This window comes from Dyadobacter luticola (genome assembly GCF_005860805.1).
Classification (GTDB): Bacteria; Bacteroidota; Bacteroidia; order Cytophagales; family Spirosomataceae; genus Dyadobacter; species Dyadobacter luticola.
On record NZ_VCEJ01000004.1, the window covers coordinates 197,451 to 215,141 of the forward strand.

Annotated in this window: 14 protein-coding genes; 8 read left to right on the forward strand and 6 right to left on the reverse strand. The window is 45.4% G+C overall.

The window, feature by feature from the left end:
• Positions 1-2 precede the first annotated feature (2 nt).
• Positions 3-1,001, reverse strand: coding sequence for a polysaccharide deacetylase family protein (locus FEN17_RS11490; protein ID WP_138365506.1), 999 nt, complete (start codon positions 999-1,001; stop codon positions 3-5).
• Position 1,002: 1 nt separating this feature from the next.
• On the opposite strand from FEN17_RS11490, the gene FEN17_RS11495 reads away from it, so the two are divergent.
• Positions 1,003-2,613, forward strand: coding sequence for a hypothetical protein (locus FEN17_RS11495; protein ID WP_205748145.1), 1,611 nt, complete (start codon positions 1,003-1,005; stop codon positions 2,611-2,613).
• A 157-nt stretch (positions 2,614-2,770) separates the two neighbouring features.
• The gene (locus FEN17_RS11500) at positions 2,771-3,751 is read left to right on the forward strand and encodes a hypothetical protein (protein ID WP_138365508.1); all 981 of its coding nucleotides are present in this window, start codon (positions 2,771-2,773) and stop codon (positions 3,749-3,751) included.
• A gap of 8 nt (positions 3,752-3,759) precedes the next feature.
• Here the strand turns inward: FEN17_RS11500 and FEN17_RS11505 are convergent, their stop codons facing one another.
• Both FEN17_RS11505 and FEN17_RS11510 read right to left on the reverse strand, forming a co-directional pair.
• Positions 3,760-4,737, reverse strand: coding sequence for a bifunctional heptose 7-phosphate kinase/heptose 1-phosphate adenyltransferase (locus FEN17_RS11505; RefSeq protein WP_138365509.1), 978 nt, complete (start codon positions 4,735-4,737; stop codon positions 3,760-3,762).
• Positions 4,738-4,793: 56 nt separating this feature from the next.
• Positions 4,794-6,041, reverse strand: coding sequence for a bifunctional 3,4-dihydroxy-2-butanone-4-phosphate synthase/GTP cyclohydrolase II (locus tag FEN17_RS11510; protein ID WP_138365510.1), 1,248 nt, complete (start codon positions 6,039-6,041; stop codon positions 4,794-4,796).
• Positions 6,042-6,221: 180 nt separating this feature from the next.
• On the opposite strand from FEN17_RS11510, the gene FEN17_RS11515 reads away from it, so the two are divergent.
• From FEN17_RS11515 to FEN17_RS11530, 4 genes are all read left to right on the forward strand, one after another.
• The gene (locus FEN17_RS11515; protein WP_138365511.1) at positions 6,222-8,168 is read left to right on the forward strand and encodes a T9SS type B sorting domain-containing protein; all 1,947 of its coding nucleotides are present in this window, start codon (positions 6,222-6,224) and stop codon (positions 8,166-8,168) included.
• A 166-nt stretch (positions 8,169-8,334) separates the two neighbouring features.
• A complete protein-coding gene (locus FEN17_RS11520; RefSeq protein ID WP_138365512.1) occupies positions 8,335-10,254 on the forward strand; it encodes a T9SS type B sorting domain-containing protein in 1,920 nt (639 codons plus the stop codon).
• 54 nt (positions 10,255-10,308) lie between these two features.
• Positions 10,309-10,656, forward strand: a complete 348-nt coding sequence (locus tag FEN17_RS11525; protein WP_138365513.1) for a YbaB/EbfC family nucleoid-associated protein — start codon at positions 10,309-10,311, stop codon at positions 10,654-10,656.
• A gap of 3 nt (positions 10,657-10,659) precedes the next feature.
• Positions 10,660-11,688 carry a glycosyltransferase family 2 protein gene (locus tag FEN17_RS11530; RefSeq protein WP_138365514.1) on the forward strand — a complete coding sequence of 343 codons (1,029 nt, stop codon included), beginning with the start codon at positions 10,660-10,662 and terminating at the stop codon, positions 11,686-11,688.
• Here the strand turns inward: FEN17_RS11530 and FEN17_RS11535 are convergent.
• Positions 11,669-11,890, reverse strand: coding sequence for a PspC domain-containing protein (locus FEN17_RS11535; RefSeq protein WP_138365515.1), 222 nt, complete (start codon positions 11,888-11,890; stop codon positions 11,669-11,671). The two genes, FEN17_RS11530 and FEN17_RS11535, sit on opposite strands and share 20 nt — an antisense overlap.
• Positions 11,891-12,241: 351 nt before the next feature.
• On the opposite strand from FEN17_RS11535, the gene FEN17_RS11540 reads away from it, so the two are divergent.
• A complete protein-coding gene (locus FEN17_RS11540) occupies positions 12,242-12,436 on the forward strand; it encodes a cold-shock protein (RefSeq protein ID WP_026629450.1) in 195 nt (64 codons plus the stop codon).
• A 58-nt stretch (positions 12,437-12,494) separates the two neighbouring features.
• On the opposite strand, the gene lysS is transcribed toward FEN17_RS11540, so the two are convergent.
• On the reverse strand, positions 12,495-14,210 hold the full coding sequence (gene lysS, locus FEN17_RS11545) for a lysine--tRNA ligase (RefSeq protein WP_138365516.1): 1,716 nt from the start codon (positions 14,208-14,210) through the stop codon (positions 12,495-12,497).
• A 215-nt stretch (positions 14,211-14,425) separates the two neighbouring features.
• Between lysS and FEN17_RS11550 the strand changes: the two genes are divergently transcribed.
• A complete protein-coding gene (locus FEN17_RS11550) occupies positions 14,426-16,933 on the forward strand; it encodes an AsmA-like C-terminal region-containing protein (RefSeq protein WP_138365517.1) in 2,508 nt (835 codons plus the stop codon).
• A gap of 2 nt (positions 16,934-16,935) precedes the next feature.
• Here FEN17_RS11550 and FEN17_RS11555 read toward each other — a convergent pair whose 3' ends face one another.
• A complete protein-coding gene (locus FEN17_RS11555; RefSeq protein ID WP_138365518.1) occupies positions 16,936-17,643 on the reverse strand; it encodes a response regulator transcription factor in 708 nt (235 codons plus the stop codon).
• Positions 17,644-17,691: the final 48 nt, after the last annotated feature.

Sequence of the window (17,691 nt, forward strand, 5' to 3'; positions counted from 1 at the left end):
AACTACTTCACCTTCTGCCGCCGCTGCATCGCTTCGCGCCACGTCGTCAGGACAATACCTTCTTTTTCAATGTACTTCTTCAATTCTGGGTCAATCATGGCCAGGAAATCACCTTCGCGGGTGGGCCAGGAGTCGGAGATTTTTGGGAAGATTTCGGTGTGGATGGTGCAGTGCATGATCACCATTGTAAGGCCAGGTTTGAGTTTGCCCAGTGCTGCGATGTATTTGGCTGTTTTGTATTGCTGCAATGCTTTTTCCGATTTGTCGCCGTTTTCGGGTCCTTTCCAACCGTAGCTTGAATTTTCGAGATCATCGAGGACGGGTAAGCCAGCGGCCCAGAGTTGTTTTCCCACTTTTTGGGTCATTTCAAATCTATCCGCGATCATTTTTTCTTCCGCCTGGATCGCTGTGTTATGCCCGCCAGGGAACATGACTGGAATTTTTTCTTCCATCCCGACTTTAAGATACCTTTCCAAAAATTCAGGCGTAGCAAACAAAGTGCCCATGTGCGAATCCAAATGCGTCGGTTCAAAACCCATTGTTCTGGCGCGGTCGAGCTGCGCACGGATTTCAGTTTCAACTTCATCAGGCGAAGCATTTTTAACCACATCAGCGACGCCGCGCCACATTGCGCCCTGGCTGTCGGTCAAACCTTTTACATTCGTTTTCCCGGCCAGTGGTCCCCAGCGGTAATCTTTCCACTCCGAAGTCATCGTCAGATGCAGGCCTGCATCAATGTCTTTATTTTCTTTCCAATAATTCACAAAACCCGGCACCCAGCCGCACGGCATCATCACGCTCAGCGAGTTCGCCACACCCTCGCGGATCGCTTTGATAGCGCCTTGATTGGACTCGTAAGACATTCCGACATCATCCACATGAATGATCAAAACCTTCTTTCCTTTCGGATAGCCCAGTTTTTCAGCATAACTCGCCTCCGAATTTTGCGCGAAAGCAAGCGTAGGAATGAAGCCTATCAGGAATAAAAGTGCCTTATTCATTATGTTAATTTGGTTAAGTTTGCCCGACGATTTGCCTGCAAACATTATACACCGGATGAAGAAATTAGTACTAGCATTTATACTCCTTTTATCGGCTCACTCTTTTTTATATGCTCAAAATGAGCAGCCGAGGGACATTTTGAAAACATCACTTCGGAAAATGTCGGAGGGAAAAGTGATGACGAGCTTTGAGCTGCAAATAACATTTGAAAGCCTGGGCCAAACAGTTGCTGACCCTTTTCACGCCGACGCTGCCAAAGATTTGATGGAGGAAATTATGAAAGCAGCCCCCGATTCAATGAAAAAGCAGCTGGAAATAAGTATGAAGGAAGCCAGCAGCCGCTTGTCAGCATCCATGACGGAAATGTATCAGGGAAATATTAAGCAAGTAAAAGTTGATTTCAAGTCGGATAAAGCCGTCTCGATCGGGCTAAGAAATAATTCGTTGAGAGGTTCGATGGATACATCAAGGTATGTTTTGGACCGGGCGAAAACAAAAATGGCCGATCTGCTGACAGAAAATCCTATCGCACTTTTGCAGGTCTTGACGGCTGACACAACCGAATTACATTATACTGGTATATCTCTCGTAAATGACGAGGAGAATCACGTGATCCAGGCCAGAACGGGGAGCGGCTGGCTGGACATTTATATTGAGAAAAAAAGCGGGCTGGTTACGCAGATCGCGCGTTCACACATAGATAATGATCCGCTGATTGGCTCAAAACCTGAACATTATCAGGATTTTACAAAGTACCTGAACTATCAGAAAACTGATGGCTTCTTACTGCCGCGCATCGTCGAGGAAATCAGTACCAGGATCAATGTGGATGTCAAATATCGTTTGGAGTGGGTGAGTATCAATAAGCGGCTGGATGAGAATACTTTTGCGCCTGAGCCAACTTACGAGGAAAAGACCCGCTTCAAGGTGTTCCCGCTAAGGGACAGCCTTTTCGTGATCCGGCAGTTTGGGAACGGTTCGGAAGCGCAATCGTTGGTCAGGATAACAGGCCAGGGAACGCTTGACCTATTTATGGAACCGATCAACCACGAAGCGATTGCCGAAAAATTTGTGGAGACCTTAATCGCGAAATTTCCGGAGCGGCGGTTCGGCAACGTGTTTTGTTCCGCGCATGTCTCCTGGATTTCAGCTTTTGCACCATTTTTCAGGCATGGCGCGCACGTATTCACGCCAAAAGGAAATGGTATGATGTCGGAAGAACGGGAGCATTTGTATAACAAAACAGAAGATTCGACCTGGAAGGCCAGAAAGGCGGAAGGCGTGCTCACTATTTATGAGCAAAGCTTTTCCAAAAATGGTGTCAGCATTTTTGTGATGAATCCGGGCGTGAAAGACGAGTGGGATCAGCTGCACGTTTTTTACTACCTGCCGAAACAAAAACTCATTTACTACAAAGGAATCCATTCAGAATCAGCGACCGGTAGCCGGACTGTTTATCCTGTTGAAAAAAGGCTTTATGATTTTATTTCATCCGAAAAGCTAGATGTGAAACATCTTATCATTACCAATTCTTTTATTGAAAACCCGCCGCTGGAAATCAGTTTTGCGGATTTTGAGAGAAGAATGAAGCGTAGTGTTAACCCGAAATAAACCTTAGTAAAGATGGCGATCTTATACAAATGAATAAAAACTAATAAATAAACGGTGAAATACTAATTGACCGGGAGATATCAATGATCCTGGTGTACAATACCTATTTTCAATTCCGCGTTATGTGCCAGATTAACGCACCCCTGAATTTCTTCCTATGATCCTTTCACGCTACCTGCTGGCTCTCGTATTTCTGGTTTTTGCGCACGTCGCTTCGGCCCAGCATTTTGGGTTAAGCCGACTTTTTTATCCAAACCTCACCTTGAAAGCAGATTACACGGTTCCTGCATCGCTGGATGGGACGAGGGATTATGGCGTGTCGCGGACGGGATTTTTCGGAATCATTCCAATTCAAAGCGAAGTGCAGCTGGGATATAGCTTGCGAAAAAAGCTGGATTTGCGCGCAGTTCACACCGTGGCGATTGCCCAGTACACACAAATCCAGCCGACGATTGATGGAAAAAATAATCCCGAAAATGGCTATAAAACGCTGTCGCTGGGGGTGATCCGGATGCAGGCGAGTATCAAAGACCGGCTCTGGGTATACGGTGGCGGCTTGGGAATGACGGAAACGAATGAGACATTTTTCAGTCCGCAGCCTTTCTTCTGGGGCGGCGCGGCACGGATGCACATTCTGGGTTTACGGACCCAGATTATGTACGGTTCTGTGATTGCTTACAACCAGAAATTGCGATTCATTCCCATTTTTGGCGTAAACAAGGGTTTGGGCAGACATTGGCGTGCTTCTGCGCTGCTGCCTTTTATGGCGGATGTGAATTACAAAGCCACCAAATGGTTTAATGTGGATATGCTGGCGGGCCTCAATGGTTACAGCGGCGGTTTTCAGGTTCAGACGCCGGAAGAGAAAATGCTGCGAAGAGAAAATTACAGAAATATCAAGATTGGCGTTTCGGCCAATGCGCATTTGTTTACCGCGATCAATGTGTCGCTGGAAGCTGGGGTGACCACTTTCAGGCAGTTGCGGACATTCAATAGCGCACGAGAAAATCTTACTTCTTACACGCCTGCGACTACGCCATACATTGGTGCGAGCGTCCGCTACATTACGAGCAGATCGCGGTTATCTTCCAAATTTGTCCGGAAAATGGGTTTTGGCGAGGCTGGAATCAACTGGTAAAATCCAGTTTAATACAATTTTGCAGCCTCGGTTTTGAGCAGGTTTTTATCGATTGGTACTACACCCACCAGCTCACAAACCAGTCCGCCGCCGAGATTTGAAATGGAGGCAATTTCTTTCGGCGGTAAGCCTAATGCTACACAACATGCAGCGATACTGATCACCGTGTCACCAGCGCCAGAAACATCAGCGATTTGCCGGATATGTGCTGGTAGTTTATGGATTTCGTCCTGATAATCAATAAAAACGCCTCTTTCGGAAAGTGTTATCAAGGCTCCGCTAACCTGTAAAGTATCCTTCAATAGCTGCACAGTTTCCTGTAATTCGGCTGGGTTATCTACATTAAAATCAACTTTCAAGCCTTCCCGCAGTTCTTTCAGGTTGGGTTTAAAAAGTGTTGTGTGGTTGTAGGATAAAAAATTCCGCTTTTTTGGATCGACCACTGTCGGAACATTGTGTTCGTTGGCGAAAGAGGTGATCTCAGCAATTGATTCAGGAGTGAGAACACCTTTGTCATAATCTTCAAAAATAATCACCTGGCAAGAGGGGATCAGTTCCTTTGCCTTAGAAATCAGATTTGCGGTTTCCGATTTGGAAATAGGCTTATCAGTCTCCGTATCAATACGTACAACTTGCTGTGAACCAGCAATGATGCGCTCTTTGATCGTGGTAATGCGGTCGCCGCTGCGGATCAGGCCTTCGCAGTTCAGGCCTTTTTCCAATAAACTTCCTTCCAGCTGATCCCCGGCATTGTCGGTCCCGATTACCGAGCACACAATTGCCTCTGCACCAAGCGACTGCACATTTAAAAGTACATTTCCTGCGCCGCCCAAACGATACTCGCGTTTTTGAACATTCACAACCGGAACAGGGGCTTCGGGAGAAATTCTGTCTACTTTTCCCCAAACATAAGAGTCCAGCATTACATCTCCGATCACCAATACACGCAGAGAATTAAATGCTTCAAAAACCTGATTAATATCCATCGAAAAACAAAAACTTGTTAAAATAGCCTGGGAAACGGGTTATAAAAATCAGGCCTTCATTTATTACTTACTGGAAGGCTGAGGTTACTAAGATTATGTCCCATTTTGTCCCTTTTTGTGAGCAGGTATTTTTCGTTATAAGGATTTGCAGGAATCTCAACCGCCACAGAATCAACGATTTCCAGACCATATCCGATCAATCCTGCACGCTTTTTAGGATTGTTAGTGATCAGCCGCAGCTTAGTCACATCGAGGTCGCGCAATATCTGGGCGCCAACACCATAATCGCGGTCGTCCATCGGGAAACCGAGTTCCAGATTTGCTTCTACCGTATCGCGGCCCATTTCTTGTAACTTATACGCTCTCAATTTGTTAAGTAACCCGATACCCCGGCCTTCCTGATTCATATATACGATCACACCTTTGCCGGCTTTGTCCACCATATCCATCGCTGCGTGGAGCTGCGGGCCACAGTCGCAGCGGCAGGATCCGAAAATATCGCCGGTAACGCAGGATGAATGTACGCGCACCAAAATCGGCTCGTCTTTTTCCCAGGTACCTTTTACTAAGGCAAGATGTAAGTCGCCGGTGTTAATCTGACGGTAGGCGATCAGGTCGAAATGTCCCCATTTGGTAGGCATATCTACCCCGATTTCACGTTTGATTAGTGACTCTTCGCGAAGACGGTATTCGATCAGATCCTTGATACTGACCAGTTTAAGATTAAATCGGTTAGCGATTTCGCGCAGCTGTGGAAGCCGCGCCATCGAACCGTCTTCATTTAATATTTCTACCAAAACACCAGCCGAAGACAAGCCTGCAAGTCGTGGGAAATCGATGGCGGCTTCGGTATGTCCTGTCCGGCGGAGTACCCCGCCTTTTTTAGCTTTCAAAGGAAAAATATGTCCAGGGCGTCCCAGATCGGCAGGTTTGGTAGCGGGATTTACCAATGCCTGGATGGTTTTGGAACGGTCGCTGGCAGAAATACCTGTGGTACAACCATTTCCCAGCAGATCTACCGACACGGTAAATGCAGTTTCGTGCAGGGCAGTATTGGTGTTAACCATCATTTCCAGGTCGAGCTCGGCGCAACGCTCCTCGGTAATCGGGACGCAAATGAGCCCGCGGCCTTCCCTGGCCATGAAATTGACAATTTCGGGTGTGATCAGCTCGGCTGCGCAGATAAAATCGCCTTCATTTTCGCGGTCTTCATCATCCACAACAATGATCAACTCACCTCTTTTTATAGCTTCGATCGCTTCCTCGATGGAGTCCAGCTGAATCGGATTGTTATTCGTATTCATTAATCGGGTTGATGAAAAATACTTTTAAATCAAAACTCGTTTTTAAAGCGCAAAGGTATTTGTTAATGTTGAAAGTTCTATTTTTGAACCTTTATGCATTTCAACAAAGGATTTGCCTTATCCGTTTCACAGGTTTAAGCATTAACCCAAGGCACTATTTCCGGACAATTTTACTCACGTATGAACATTAGGCTGCTGATCGCATTTTTATTGAGCATTGTTTTGTTCGTTCATGAAAATGCCTCAGCGCAATTTTGCGGAACCACAGGCGCATTCAGCATTACGCCCACGGAAGGCTGCGCACCGCTTACTGTAAAAGTCAGTAACCTGAAACCCAAGTCAGAAAGCGTGGCCTACGCTTTTAATTTTGACAAAAAAAGAGATACCCCGCCAGCATATAACGAGGTTTCGACCGACTCTTCTTTTACCTACCAGCTTCCCGGTACATATACCATTCTACAATTCGGCAGCGTGGGCGGAACCGGTTTTAGTCAATGTAAAGATGTGCTGGTCAAGGAAGTACGTGGTCCAAAAGCACAGATTACAACTTGCCAAAATGGTTTGATCCAGCTGGAAATCCAGAATGACAGCATTGCCGGCGCGTATGATTATCTAACAATTGATTGGGGTGACGGCACTCAGCAGATTTTCACGCCTGGTGCCAGCGGCTCCCTGTTTCTACAACATGCTTATCCCACCACCGCGCCCCGGCCCGACATTAAAATTACCGGTGGATATAAGGACGACTCCTGCCAATCTTCTCTAAAAACCACCACATTAACTTCACAAACAGCCTCGGATCAATTAAAGGACATCCGCATCCGGAGTGTGGAAATGCTGCCTACCGGCGAGGCAAAAATTTTGTATCAGGGTATTGACAAAGTTCCGACAGAGGTTTTGATCGATAAAGGTGATGGTCAATTTGTAGGTACCGGTAAGTCGGGACAAACTGCCGGTGCGCAATCTGTGACAATCGGCGGACTGAATCCTGCACAGGTTTACAGGTTCAGGCTGGCATCCAAAGATTTTTGTGATAATGTGATGGAAAGCCCGATCGTGAGCAGCATGATCATCAAAGAAGGTGCTTTTGGGCTGGACGAGATCATTTCCGTTTCCTGGGAGCATCAGCCTAATACCGAAAAGTTGCTGGAATATCAGTTGAAAAGGGATGGAGTGGTGATTTTTAGTTCGGCGGACCAGCTTTCTTATCTGGATAAAGATGTGAAATGCGGCACAACCTATAAGTATGAGATCGTCGCAATCATTGAAAATGACGTGCGCTCTTACTCTGCACCCGTCAGCCTGGAACCCAAAACTTCTACGCCTTCCGATGTCGGCGAGGCGAGCGTGACTGTCAAAGATGAAAGCACGATAGCTACAACCGTTGAGTTGACAGGTGAAGGTTTGACGAGCACGTATAATCTGATCGTGGAGCGGGCTGTTTTGGGAAATTCGGATTTTAGCCAAATTTCTCCGCCGGGAAATGGCAGCCTGCAATTTGATGATACGAATGTCAATACGAACCAAAATTCCTATTGTTACCGGTTTAAATATAAAAACGCCTGTAATCTCACTTCCCCGGATTACAGTCCGCCGGTATGTTCGATTTTATTAAAAAGTGGTACCGCTGAAATTTTCTGGAATGCTGATCAGCCTTTCACAGAAGCAGTTGATGCGTACGATCTGTTTGTGCTGGATGACAGCGGGAATACGCAGGATATTATTCCAAAACAAACCAGTACCAGCCACACATTGGACCTGGGTTCCGAAACGGAATTTTCATTTCAGATAGAAGCAAAAGACGCTGGTGGCCGCTTTCTAAGTAGGTCTAACATATTGAAGATCAGGAGAGAGCCGATCATTTTAATCCCCGATGCATTTACGCCAAATGGCGATGCTTATAATGAGCGGTTTGAAATTAAAGCTTATTTTATTTCTGAGTTTAAAATGTCTGTTTTCAATCGCTGGGGTGAAGTGGTGTTCAATACCAGCAACTTAACGGATAGCTGGGACGGAAAAATCGATAGTAAAGAGGCAGCGGGCGGTTATTACATTTACAAAATTGAAGCGATCGACGCATCCGGGCAGGCGGTTTCAAAAAGCGGGAGTTTTATGCTGATCAGGTAGGATTTTTCGATCGGGTTAAAAATACGGATAATACTTTTGGCTGTATCCCGTTACTAAATCATCCCCAAAGCGCACCCGAAAGTCATACTCTTGAATTTTTGTTATCATTCATCAATGTTAATTTTAAATTCCGTAGCGATTTTTATACCCTAATATTTACACACTTATGAAATTAAAATTACCCATTCTTCTTTTCATTGTTCTTTTTAAGTTGCTGCCTGAGAAGGCGTTTGCGCAGGGATTGTGCGATCGGGGCGGCGGAAGTTTTGATGTCGATTTCACGGAAGGCTGCGCTCCGTTAACGGTGCGTATTACGAACACCTTGAATAATGCACTTTCTGTTGCGTATGCAGCTGCGTACGATGGCAGATCAACAAACCCGGCTATCCAAGATGTAGCTTCCGTTACTTACAGAAACCGCGGCGTGTATACGTTATTTCAACAAGCCGTGACCAGCGCAGGCGTGGTGTATGCCTGCAAAGTTATTACCGTTTATGAAAGTCGGCCCGTTTCGGCCACCTATGCGTCTTGTGGCGGAGGAAAAATAACCCTGATCCTTGCCGAAGATCTTGTTATACCCGGCTACGATCAAGTTCTGATTGAATGGGGCGACGGGCAAACTTCTCTTTATAAAAGCGGTGACAGCTTTGTTTTTGACCATAACTACACCGATGTCAGCAGCAGTCCTACTGTAAAAATTACCGGGCAGCACATTGGCAAATCTTGTACCCAGGGCGCTGTAAATTCGTTGCCAATTTCATTTCAGCAATCTCAGCTAAATGATATTTCAATCAAATCAATTGAAATGCTGGGAAGCGGAACTTTGAGAGTTAACTATCTCGGCGTTACTGCGATTCCCACCGAAATTCAATACCGCTCAAATGGCGGAACTTATGCAACAGCCGGCCGTAGATCTTCGGGCGGTTTGCAGCCTTTCGACATTGTCAGTTTGAATGTAAATCAGGCTTATCAGGTTCAATTGTCCTATCAAGATTTATGTCAGGGAGTTTCGCAGAGCCGGGCTTACAGTAGCATGAGTTTGTCAGGAAAGTCAGAAAATGGCGCTAATGTACTGACTTGGAGTCAATATCCGGAGGCAGCTGATTTTGAGGGATACGATTTAATGCGGGACGGAGTTCTTATAAAAAGTTTCAGCTCAGTTTCTGAGGTAACTTTTACTGATCCAGATGTACAATGCGGTAGTTATTCTGAATATCAGATCATTGCTAAAATAAACGGTATTACTTCAACGTCCGCGCCGGTCGGCGTGAAAACTGAGGTTTCGACGGCGAAACCGCTCGAAAAAGCATCAGTGTCTGTGTCGGGAGAAAATCTAGTGGTTATTAAAGCAAGTGTTCCGGGAGCTGGCCCAAACAGTACTTATGATCTTTCGATCGAGAAAGCAGAAGCTGGCAGCACCACTTTCAAGAAAATTATTACGCTTTATAACCAAAGCGAATATTCGGACCCCGATGTCAAAACGAGTGAAATGTCGTATTGCTATCGGCTGAGCTACCAAAATTCCTGCGGGCAGAAGCTTCCGGTTTCCCAGCCGATGTGCACCATACTGCTTAAAAAAGAACTGACCAATCTGGTTTGGACGCCGGAATCACCATTACTTGCCGGGGTTACTAACTATAATGTAATACAACTGGGATCGGGTGGCGCAGAAAATATTCCTGTCCAGTTAAAAACTGTTTATACTATCAAGTTAAACGCGCAGAGCGATCTGCAATACAATTTTCAAGTCAGAGCAGAATCTGCGGATAGTACGTTCGAAAGCCTCTCCAACATCATCAATTACAAAAGAAGCGCCGGTGTTTTTATGCCGGATGCATTCTCTCCAAATGGCGATGGTTATAATGATCTTCTGGAAGCGAAATCCGATCAGTTACAGTCATTTAACCTGTCAATTCTGAACCGCTGGGGGCAGGTAGTGTTTTATTCCGATGACATTACAAAGAGCTGGGATGGGACCATCAATGGGTCAAATGCGCCTGTTGGGTCGTATGTCTACAAAATGACATTCGTGGACGACATCAATCAAACTGTTGAAAAAAATGGTACTTTTATGCTTTTACGGTAGGAACCATTTCCGTAAAACAAGTTTTATAAAAGCTAAAACTTAAAAAGTACAGATATGTTCGGAAATATGGCTGACATGATGGGGCTGATGGGCAAGATGAAAGATCTTCAATCCCGCATGAAAGAGGCACAGGACCAGCTCAGCACCATCACGGAAACTGCTGAGTCGGGTGGAGGAATGGTAAAAGCCACAGTGAATGGTCAAAAAACGGTAATTGGCCTGGAAATAGACCAGGACCTGATCAACCCTGATGATAAAGAAATGCTGCAAGATCTCATCGTAGCTGCCGTCAACAAGGCATTTGACAATATCGAACCAAAAATTAAAGAACATTTACAGAAAGCGACCGACGGCGTGCTCCCCAATATTCCCGGACTTGACCTGGGTGGGTTTATGAAATAACTTATGGCATCCTCTGTTGCGATTGTAATCCTGAATTACAACGGTCGTCACTATCTCGAAAAATTCCTTCCCAATATTGTCAGATATTCAGATGGCCACGACATCTGGATCGCCGATAACGCGTCAAGCGATCAATCCCTGGTTTGGCTCCAGCAACATTATCCGGATCTGCACATCCTGGAAATCGCTGAAAATAAGGGATATGCCGGCGGCTACAATGAGGCATTGCGCCAAATCAACTCCGACTATTACATTCTACTGAATTCCGATATTGAAGTGACGGAAAACTGGGTTGCACCAGTGATTTCCTTCATGGATTCCGACGAAAAAATCGCTGCCTGCCAGCCGAAAATTCTGGCTTACGACCTGCCAACCCACTTCGAATACGCTGGTGCCGCGGGCGGCTACATGGATTATCTGGGTTATCCTTTTTGCCGCGGACGGATTTTCGATACCCGGGAGGAGGACCAGGCCCAATATGATGACGAAAAAGATGTGTTCTGGGCCACGGGCGCTTGCCTTTTTGTCCGCGCGTCGGCATTTCATAAGGCTTCCGGTTTTGACGAATCTTTTTTTGCGCACATGGAGGAAATCGACTTATGCTGGCGGCTGCTGAATTTGAAATACCGGATTACATATTGTGGAAAATCAGTGGTCTACCATGTCGGTGGAGGCACTTTGCACAAATCCAATCCCCGGAAAACCTTCCTCAACTATCGCAACAACCTGATCATGCTTTTTAAAAACCTGCCAAAAGGACGGCGGTGGAAAACGGTTTTTATCAGGTTGATTCTCGATGGGATTTCCAGCGTAAGGTTTATGGCGACAGGCGCTTGGCCCGACGTCATCGCGATCATCAGGGCACATTACGCCTTTTACAGGATGATCCCCATGCTGGTAAAGCAAAATCCGCGCACAAATTATAGGGCGCCGCTGTATTACAGAAGTGTTGTGTGGGAATATTTTGTACTTGGAAAGCACCGGTTTAATCAGCTAACCGGCATTAAATCGGCTATAACTCCCAAATCGTAGGGCTGTTGTATTTTCTCCAATGCTGGCGGATTTCCATCCAGAAAGCCAGCACCAAATACAGGATAATGGGAGAGCCAAAGGTCATGAAAGTGGCATAAATGAAGTATTTACGGATGCTGCTGGCTGGGAAATTGAGCTTTTCGCCGAGCTTCGCGCATACTCCAAATATTTGGTCTTCAACAAAATACCGAAGTTTGTTCATACCTGTTTTTGAATAATCCCCTCATAATTAGCATTTTTCACCGCCGTAAACAATTACAGCGCAAATTATTTATTCAAAGGGCTGATAAATAGCGAAATACCGGTAACTCGTAAATTTGCAAAATCTTCGGGCAAAAAAATTGTTTTACAAACAATTTTTGTTTCTTTGTGATTAAAGATTTTGTAAGTTGTTCATTATAATCAAGATGTCTTGATGAAAATTGCCAAAATTTCTTTTGCTAATAGGTTGAGCCTCCCTCAATTATTTGGTAAAGTCTTTTAGTCACCTTTTTGAAACGCTTCGGATTCTTTTGTATTTTCACCTTATTTCAATTTTTTTATTTCAACCATTATGCCAACAGGTACTGTAAAATTTTTCAATGAAGCTAAGGGATACGGCTTCATCGTTGAAGACGACACAAACAGAGACATCTTTGTCCACGTGACAGGATTGGGAGGACTTACCATCCGTGAAAATGACCAAGTAGAATACGAAGTCGTTGAAGGAAAAAAAGGACTTAACGCTGTGCAGGTAAAAAAGATATAGTTATATTTTTTTTCCAAACATTAAAAATGCCGCCCCATCAGGCGGCATTTTTAATGTTTTATCCTACCCAAACCTTCACATCGTCCAGCTGAGGTAATTTCTCTTCTATTTTTAGCTTCTTCCGAAGCCCGCCCAGATCATTGAAAATTTTGTTCGGATTAGCGCTTTTCAGCTGCTCGATCGTCTGAATGTTCATTTGCTGCAAAGCCGGGATCCAAACCGCCGGTACCCCCGCATTCAGGTAATCACTTTCTTTGGCTACTTCAACTTTCTTTTCAGGACGCATTTGTGGGAAGAAAATCACTTCCTGAATGCTTGAATTATCGGTCAGCAGCATTGTAAGCCGGTCGATACCAATACCGATACCTGAGGTAGGCGGCATGCCGTATTCCAGCGAGCGCAGAAAATCATCATCCATTTCCATCGCCTCGTCGTCGCCGCGCTCCTTCAATTTCAGCTGATCCTCAAATCGTTCTTTTTGCTCGATCGGATCATTTAATTCAGAATAGGCATTTGCGATTTCCCGGCCATTTACAAAAAGCTCAAAACGCTCTACCATTCCTTTTTTGGTCCGGTGCTTTTTGGTCAGCGGAGACATTTCTACCGGGTGGTCGATGATGAAGGTGGGCTGGATAATGTGTTCCTCCACTTTTTCACCAAAAATCTCATCGATCAGCTTGCCTTTGCCCATGCTATCATTCACATCCATGCCCCATGCGCGGCATTGCTCGCGGATCGCGACTTCATCTAAAGCTTCCACGTCCAAACCGGTATATTGTTTGATCGCGTCGGTGATGCTCAGTCTTGGGTAAGGTCCTGCAAAGTCCAGTTCAACATCGCCAAATTTGGTTTTAGTCGTACCATTTACAGCGAGCGCCACCTTTTCCAACACTTCCTCTGTCATTTTCATCATCCAGAGGTAATCCTTATAAGCCACATACAGCTCTACGGTCGTAAATTCCGGATTATGCGTCCGGTCCATTCCTTCATTCCGGAACAGTTTTCCAAACTCATAAACCCCCTCAAAACCACCTACAATCAGTCTTTTCAAATGCAGCTCAGTCGCAATGCGGAGATATAGTCCGAGATCCAATGCATTATGGTGCGTGACAAAAGGTCTCGCTGCCGCGCCGCCGTGGATCGACTGCAAAACCGGCGTTTCCACTTCCAGCCAGCTATTTGAATCAAAATACGAGCGCATCGTGGTAATGATCCGGGCGCGTTTGATAAAAATATCGCGTACCTCCGGGTTCACGATCAGATCTACATACCGCTGACGATAGCGCAATTCCGGATCTGTAAAGCCGTCGTAGACATTACCTTCCTCGTCGCGTTTTACAACCGGCAGCGGGCGTAATGATTTATTTAAAATCTTAAATTCCTGAACGTGGACAGAGATTTCGCCGGTTTGTGTTGTAAAAACAAATCCGGTAATCCCGATAATATCACCGATGTCGAGGAGTTTTTTGAAAACCGTATTGTAAAGGGTTTTGTCTTCTCCCGGGCAAAGATCGTCCCGGCGGAAATAGAGCTGAATGCGTCCGCTGCTATCCTGCAACTCGGCAAAAGCGGCGCTGCCCATGATCCGGAAACCCATCAACCGGCCGGCCATGGTCACATGTTTATAATCGATCTTATTGTTCTCGTAATTTTTAAGAATGTCTGCGGCATAAGCGTTTACCACAAATTCTTCCGTCGGATAAGGCTCAATGTTCATCCGGACCAATTCCTCCCGCTTCTGACGGCGCAGTATTTCCTGTTCGCTTAGTAGCATTTTTTATTCAATAAATATTAGGGAAACGTATTTTAGAAATGTCTCTAAAGAGTCGGCAAAACTACTATTTTTTGTCGTGAATAGCGAAGATGAACCATTAAGATGCCTTCCCCGGTTGGTAGGATATACGTTGGCACGTTATTAATAACTAGAACATTTCAGCGAGAGCAAATACATTTCCTCCCGATAAGAATGCTTAAAAATCCCTTCTTTCCATGTTTGCAAGAGTTTTAAAAATCTTTGGAATTGTAGCCCTCTGTGCTGTTTTCTTGTTTGGAGCGATCGAAATCTGGGTTTACAGGAACAGAGAAAAGCTTTTCCGGACTGTACAGGAAAAAGTGAATGAAAACATCAGCGGCAACATTGAAATCGGCGACTTCAAATTCCGGCCTTTTTACGGAGGACTCGGACTCAATTTTACCCTCACGGATGTCAAGCTGACAGATAGCTTGTATAAAGTGCATAAAAAACCTTTCCTGGTAGCCGAGGCCGTGCATGTGGCGCTGGATATTGGTGGCTTTTACAAAGGAAATTTTAAGGTCAAAAATCTCGTAATCGAAAATGGCGAGATGAAAATGTTTGTCCAGCGTAACGGATACTCGAACCTTAGCCTTTTTAAATCAAACACCAAATCAAAAGAAAAGAAAGAAAAAGACAGCGATAACAGCATTTTAGATAAGCTGGGCAATCTCCGGTTCGTCAATTTCGGGGTCAATTACGCCGACTCCGTCAAGCAGAAATATTACGGCGCGCTTTTCCGGGATGCTACCAACATTATCACCGTCACGGATACTACCACGAATGCTGTTTTCAGCGGCGCCGTATTTTTTAAAGGATTGACATTCAAGCCAAAAAAAGGTGGGTTTCTGGTAAATCAGGAGACGAACCTGGCATTGGCGATGGCTTTTGACGAGGACGCCAAAAAGCTGACCATCTATCCCTCGGTACTGGAAAGCAGCACGCAGGATAAAATCGGAATCAATGGTACATTCGATTTCTCGGATTCTCTCAAACATTTTAATCTGAATTTTGAAGCAAAAAAAATTGCGATAAAAGACGCTCTGCCGCTTTTGACCTCGCGTCTGCAAACGCAAATTGATTCTATAGGCATTCAGACGACTGTGGATACGCAGGTAAAAGTTTTGGGAGAACTTACTGGTATGCAGCCGCGGGTTGATGTTTATTTTCAAACCGATACTTTCAAATATGAGTTGCCCGTCGGCACATTGCGAGGCATGAGAGCGACGGGGACTTTCACCAACCAGGCAGATACCTTGCGTGAACCTGACCCTGAAAATTCACGGTTGAGTGCGCCAAAAGTGGCCGGGTTTTTTGAAACGATACCCTTTAACCTGAAACTGGCTGTCAACGATTTTATGAATCCCCGGGCTTACCTCGACGGCCACATTGAAGCAGACTCGACGAATTTGGGTGACTTACTCGATCCGTCGCGCTACCAGTTTAAAGCGGGTTCTGCAAAGATCGATTTTCATTTTGATGGTAGCCTTAAAAACTTCTATGATCGTGTAAATGACCGTTTTGACGGAAAAATCGCGGGTAAAGTCTCACTAAATGATATTGGGATGGACTACCTGCCGCGGCGGGTACATTTGACGAAGATCAAGGGTGATTTTACATTCAACGAACAAGTGGTGGCATTTCCTGACGTCCATTTTTTTGACGGACAAAATATGCTTTACATGCGCGGCCGGCTGCTGGATCTGATCCCATACTTGTTCGGTTCGCCTAAACCTTTGAAAGCCAATGTGGACCTGAATATTCCAAACTGGCAGCTCAACTGGCTGGAAACCTTACTTGCGCCGCGGCTGACGCCAAACCGCAAGAAGAAGAAACTGAAACTATCCGAACTGCTTGATGACGCGATTGACCAGATGGAAATTACAGCCAAACTCGATGCCAAGAAGCTGACATACAGGCATTTTCTGGCGAGGGATGTAAAAGGAGAGGTGACGATCAAGGACAATGCGGTAAGTATTGAATATTTCGTGATGAAGGCTTTCGGAGGTGGTAATGTCAGGATTGAGGGGCAGATGGATAATTCGGGCGTCGGGCTGCCGAAGCTGGCAGTGAAAGGGAAAATTGGCAATGCGGATGTTCATTCTGTTTTTTATTCGTTCGACGATTTCAGGCAGAAAGCGATCACCCACGAAAATTTGAAAGGTGTTCTGAACACGGATTTTGAATTTGAAACCCGTTTGAATAACAATGTTAAGCTAATGCCCGAAACCATGCAGGGCAGGCTCCATTTCGATCTCAGAAATGGTTACATTATTAATTTTGAGCCTTTTATGAAAATTAAAAAGCTGATTTTCAAGAGGCGGAATTTTGAGGAAGTTCGTTTTGCGCCAATCCGTAATGACATCAAGCTGCGCGGACAAGAAATAGAAATTGCACCGATGGAGATAGAATCGAACGTCGTGACACTCTATCTGGACGGGATTTACAGCTTCGGAAATAAAACGGATATCAATATACAGATCCCGCTGAGCAACCTCAAAAAGCGGGATTCGACCTACGTACTCGATCCGAACAATGCCGAAAAGAAGGAGGGCTCGAAGATATTTTTACGCGCGATCGACGAAAATGGCGAGGTAAATATCAAGCTCGCCTTCCGCAAGAAAAGGGATAAGGATAAGGACAAAGAGAAAAATAAAGGCAAGGACGAACCGGCAGAAATCAAGCCGGAAGACATTGAACAGTAGTCTTAATCTTCGTTGCTGAACATATAGCCGACGCCTTTCAGGGTCTTAATGTAGCTGTCGCCAAGCTTTTCACGCAATTTCCGGATATGTACATCCACGGTCCTTTCGAGCACGTAAATGTCTGCACCCCAGATCTTTTGCAATAATTCGTCGCGGCTGAAAACCTTATTAGGTGTCTGCGCCAGGAAAAAAAGTAGTTCAAATTCTTTTTTAGGCAAGATCACCGATTTTTCTCCCGCCTGCGTCACCGTATAATTTTTCCGGTTGATAGACAAGTCACGGATTTCGATGGTATCTCCCGACTCGGCTTTCTGCGCTTCCCGTCTGAAAAGTGCATTGATCCGACTCATCAGCGCCCGCGGCTTGATCGGCTTGGTAATGTAATCGTCGGCGCCCACGTCAAATGCAGCCACTTCGGAATATTCCTCGGAGCGGGCGGTCAGAAAGAGAATGTAGGTGTTTTTAATTTCGGGATTTTGGCGAAGGATCCGGCCGGTTTCGATGCCGTCGAGTTGCGGCATCATAATGTCGAGGAGGATCAGATCGGGAATAAATGTCTTTGCCATCTCAATGGCTTTCTTCCCGTTTGAGGCAGTCTGTACAGAGTAGCCTTCCTTGTTTAAATTATATTCCAGCAGTTCAACGATATCGGAGTCATCATCAACGACCAGGACTTTCGGGGCTGATGCTGCAGATTTTGCGGTGCTCATGGTTTTTGTGATTAAAACGCGATTCGAAATTAGCGGATGTGATGTTCA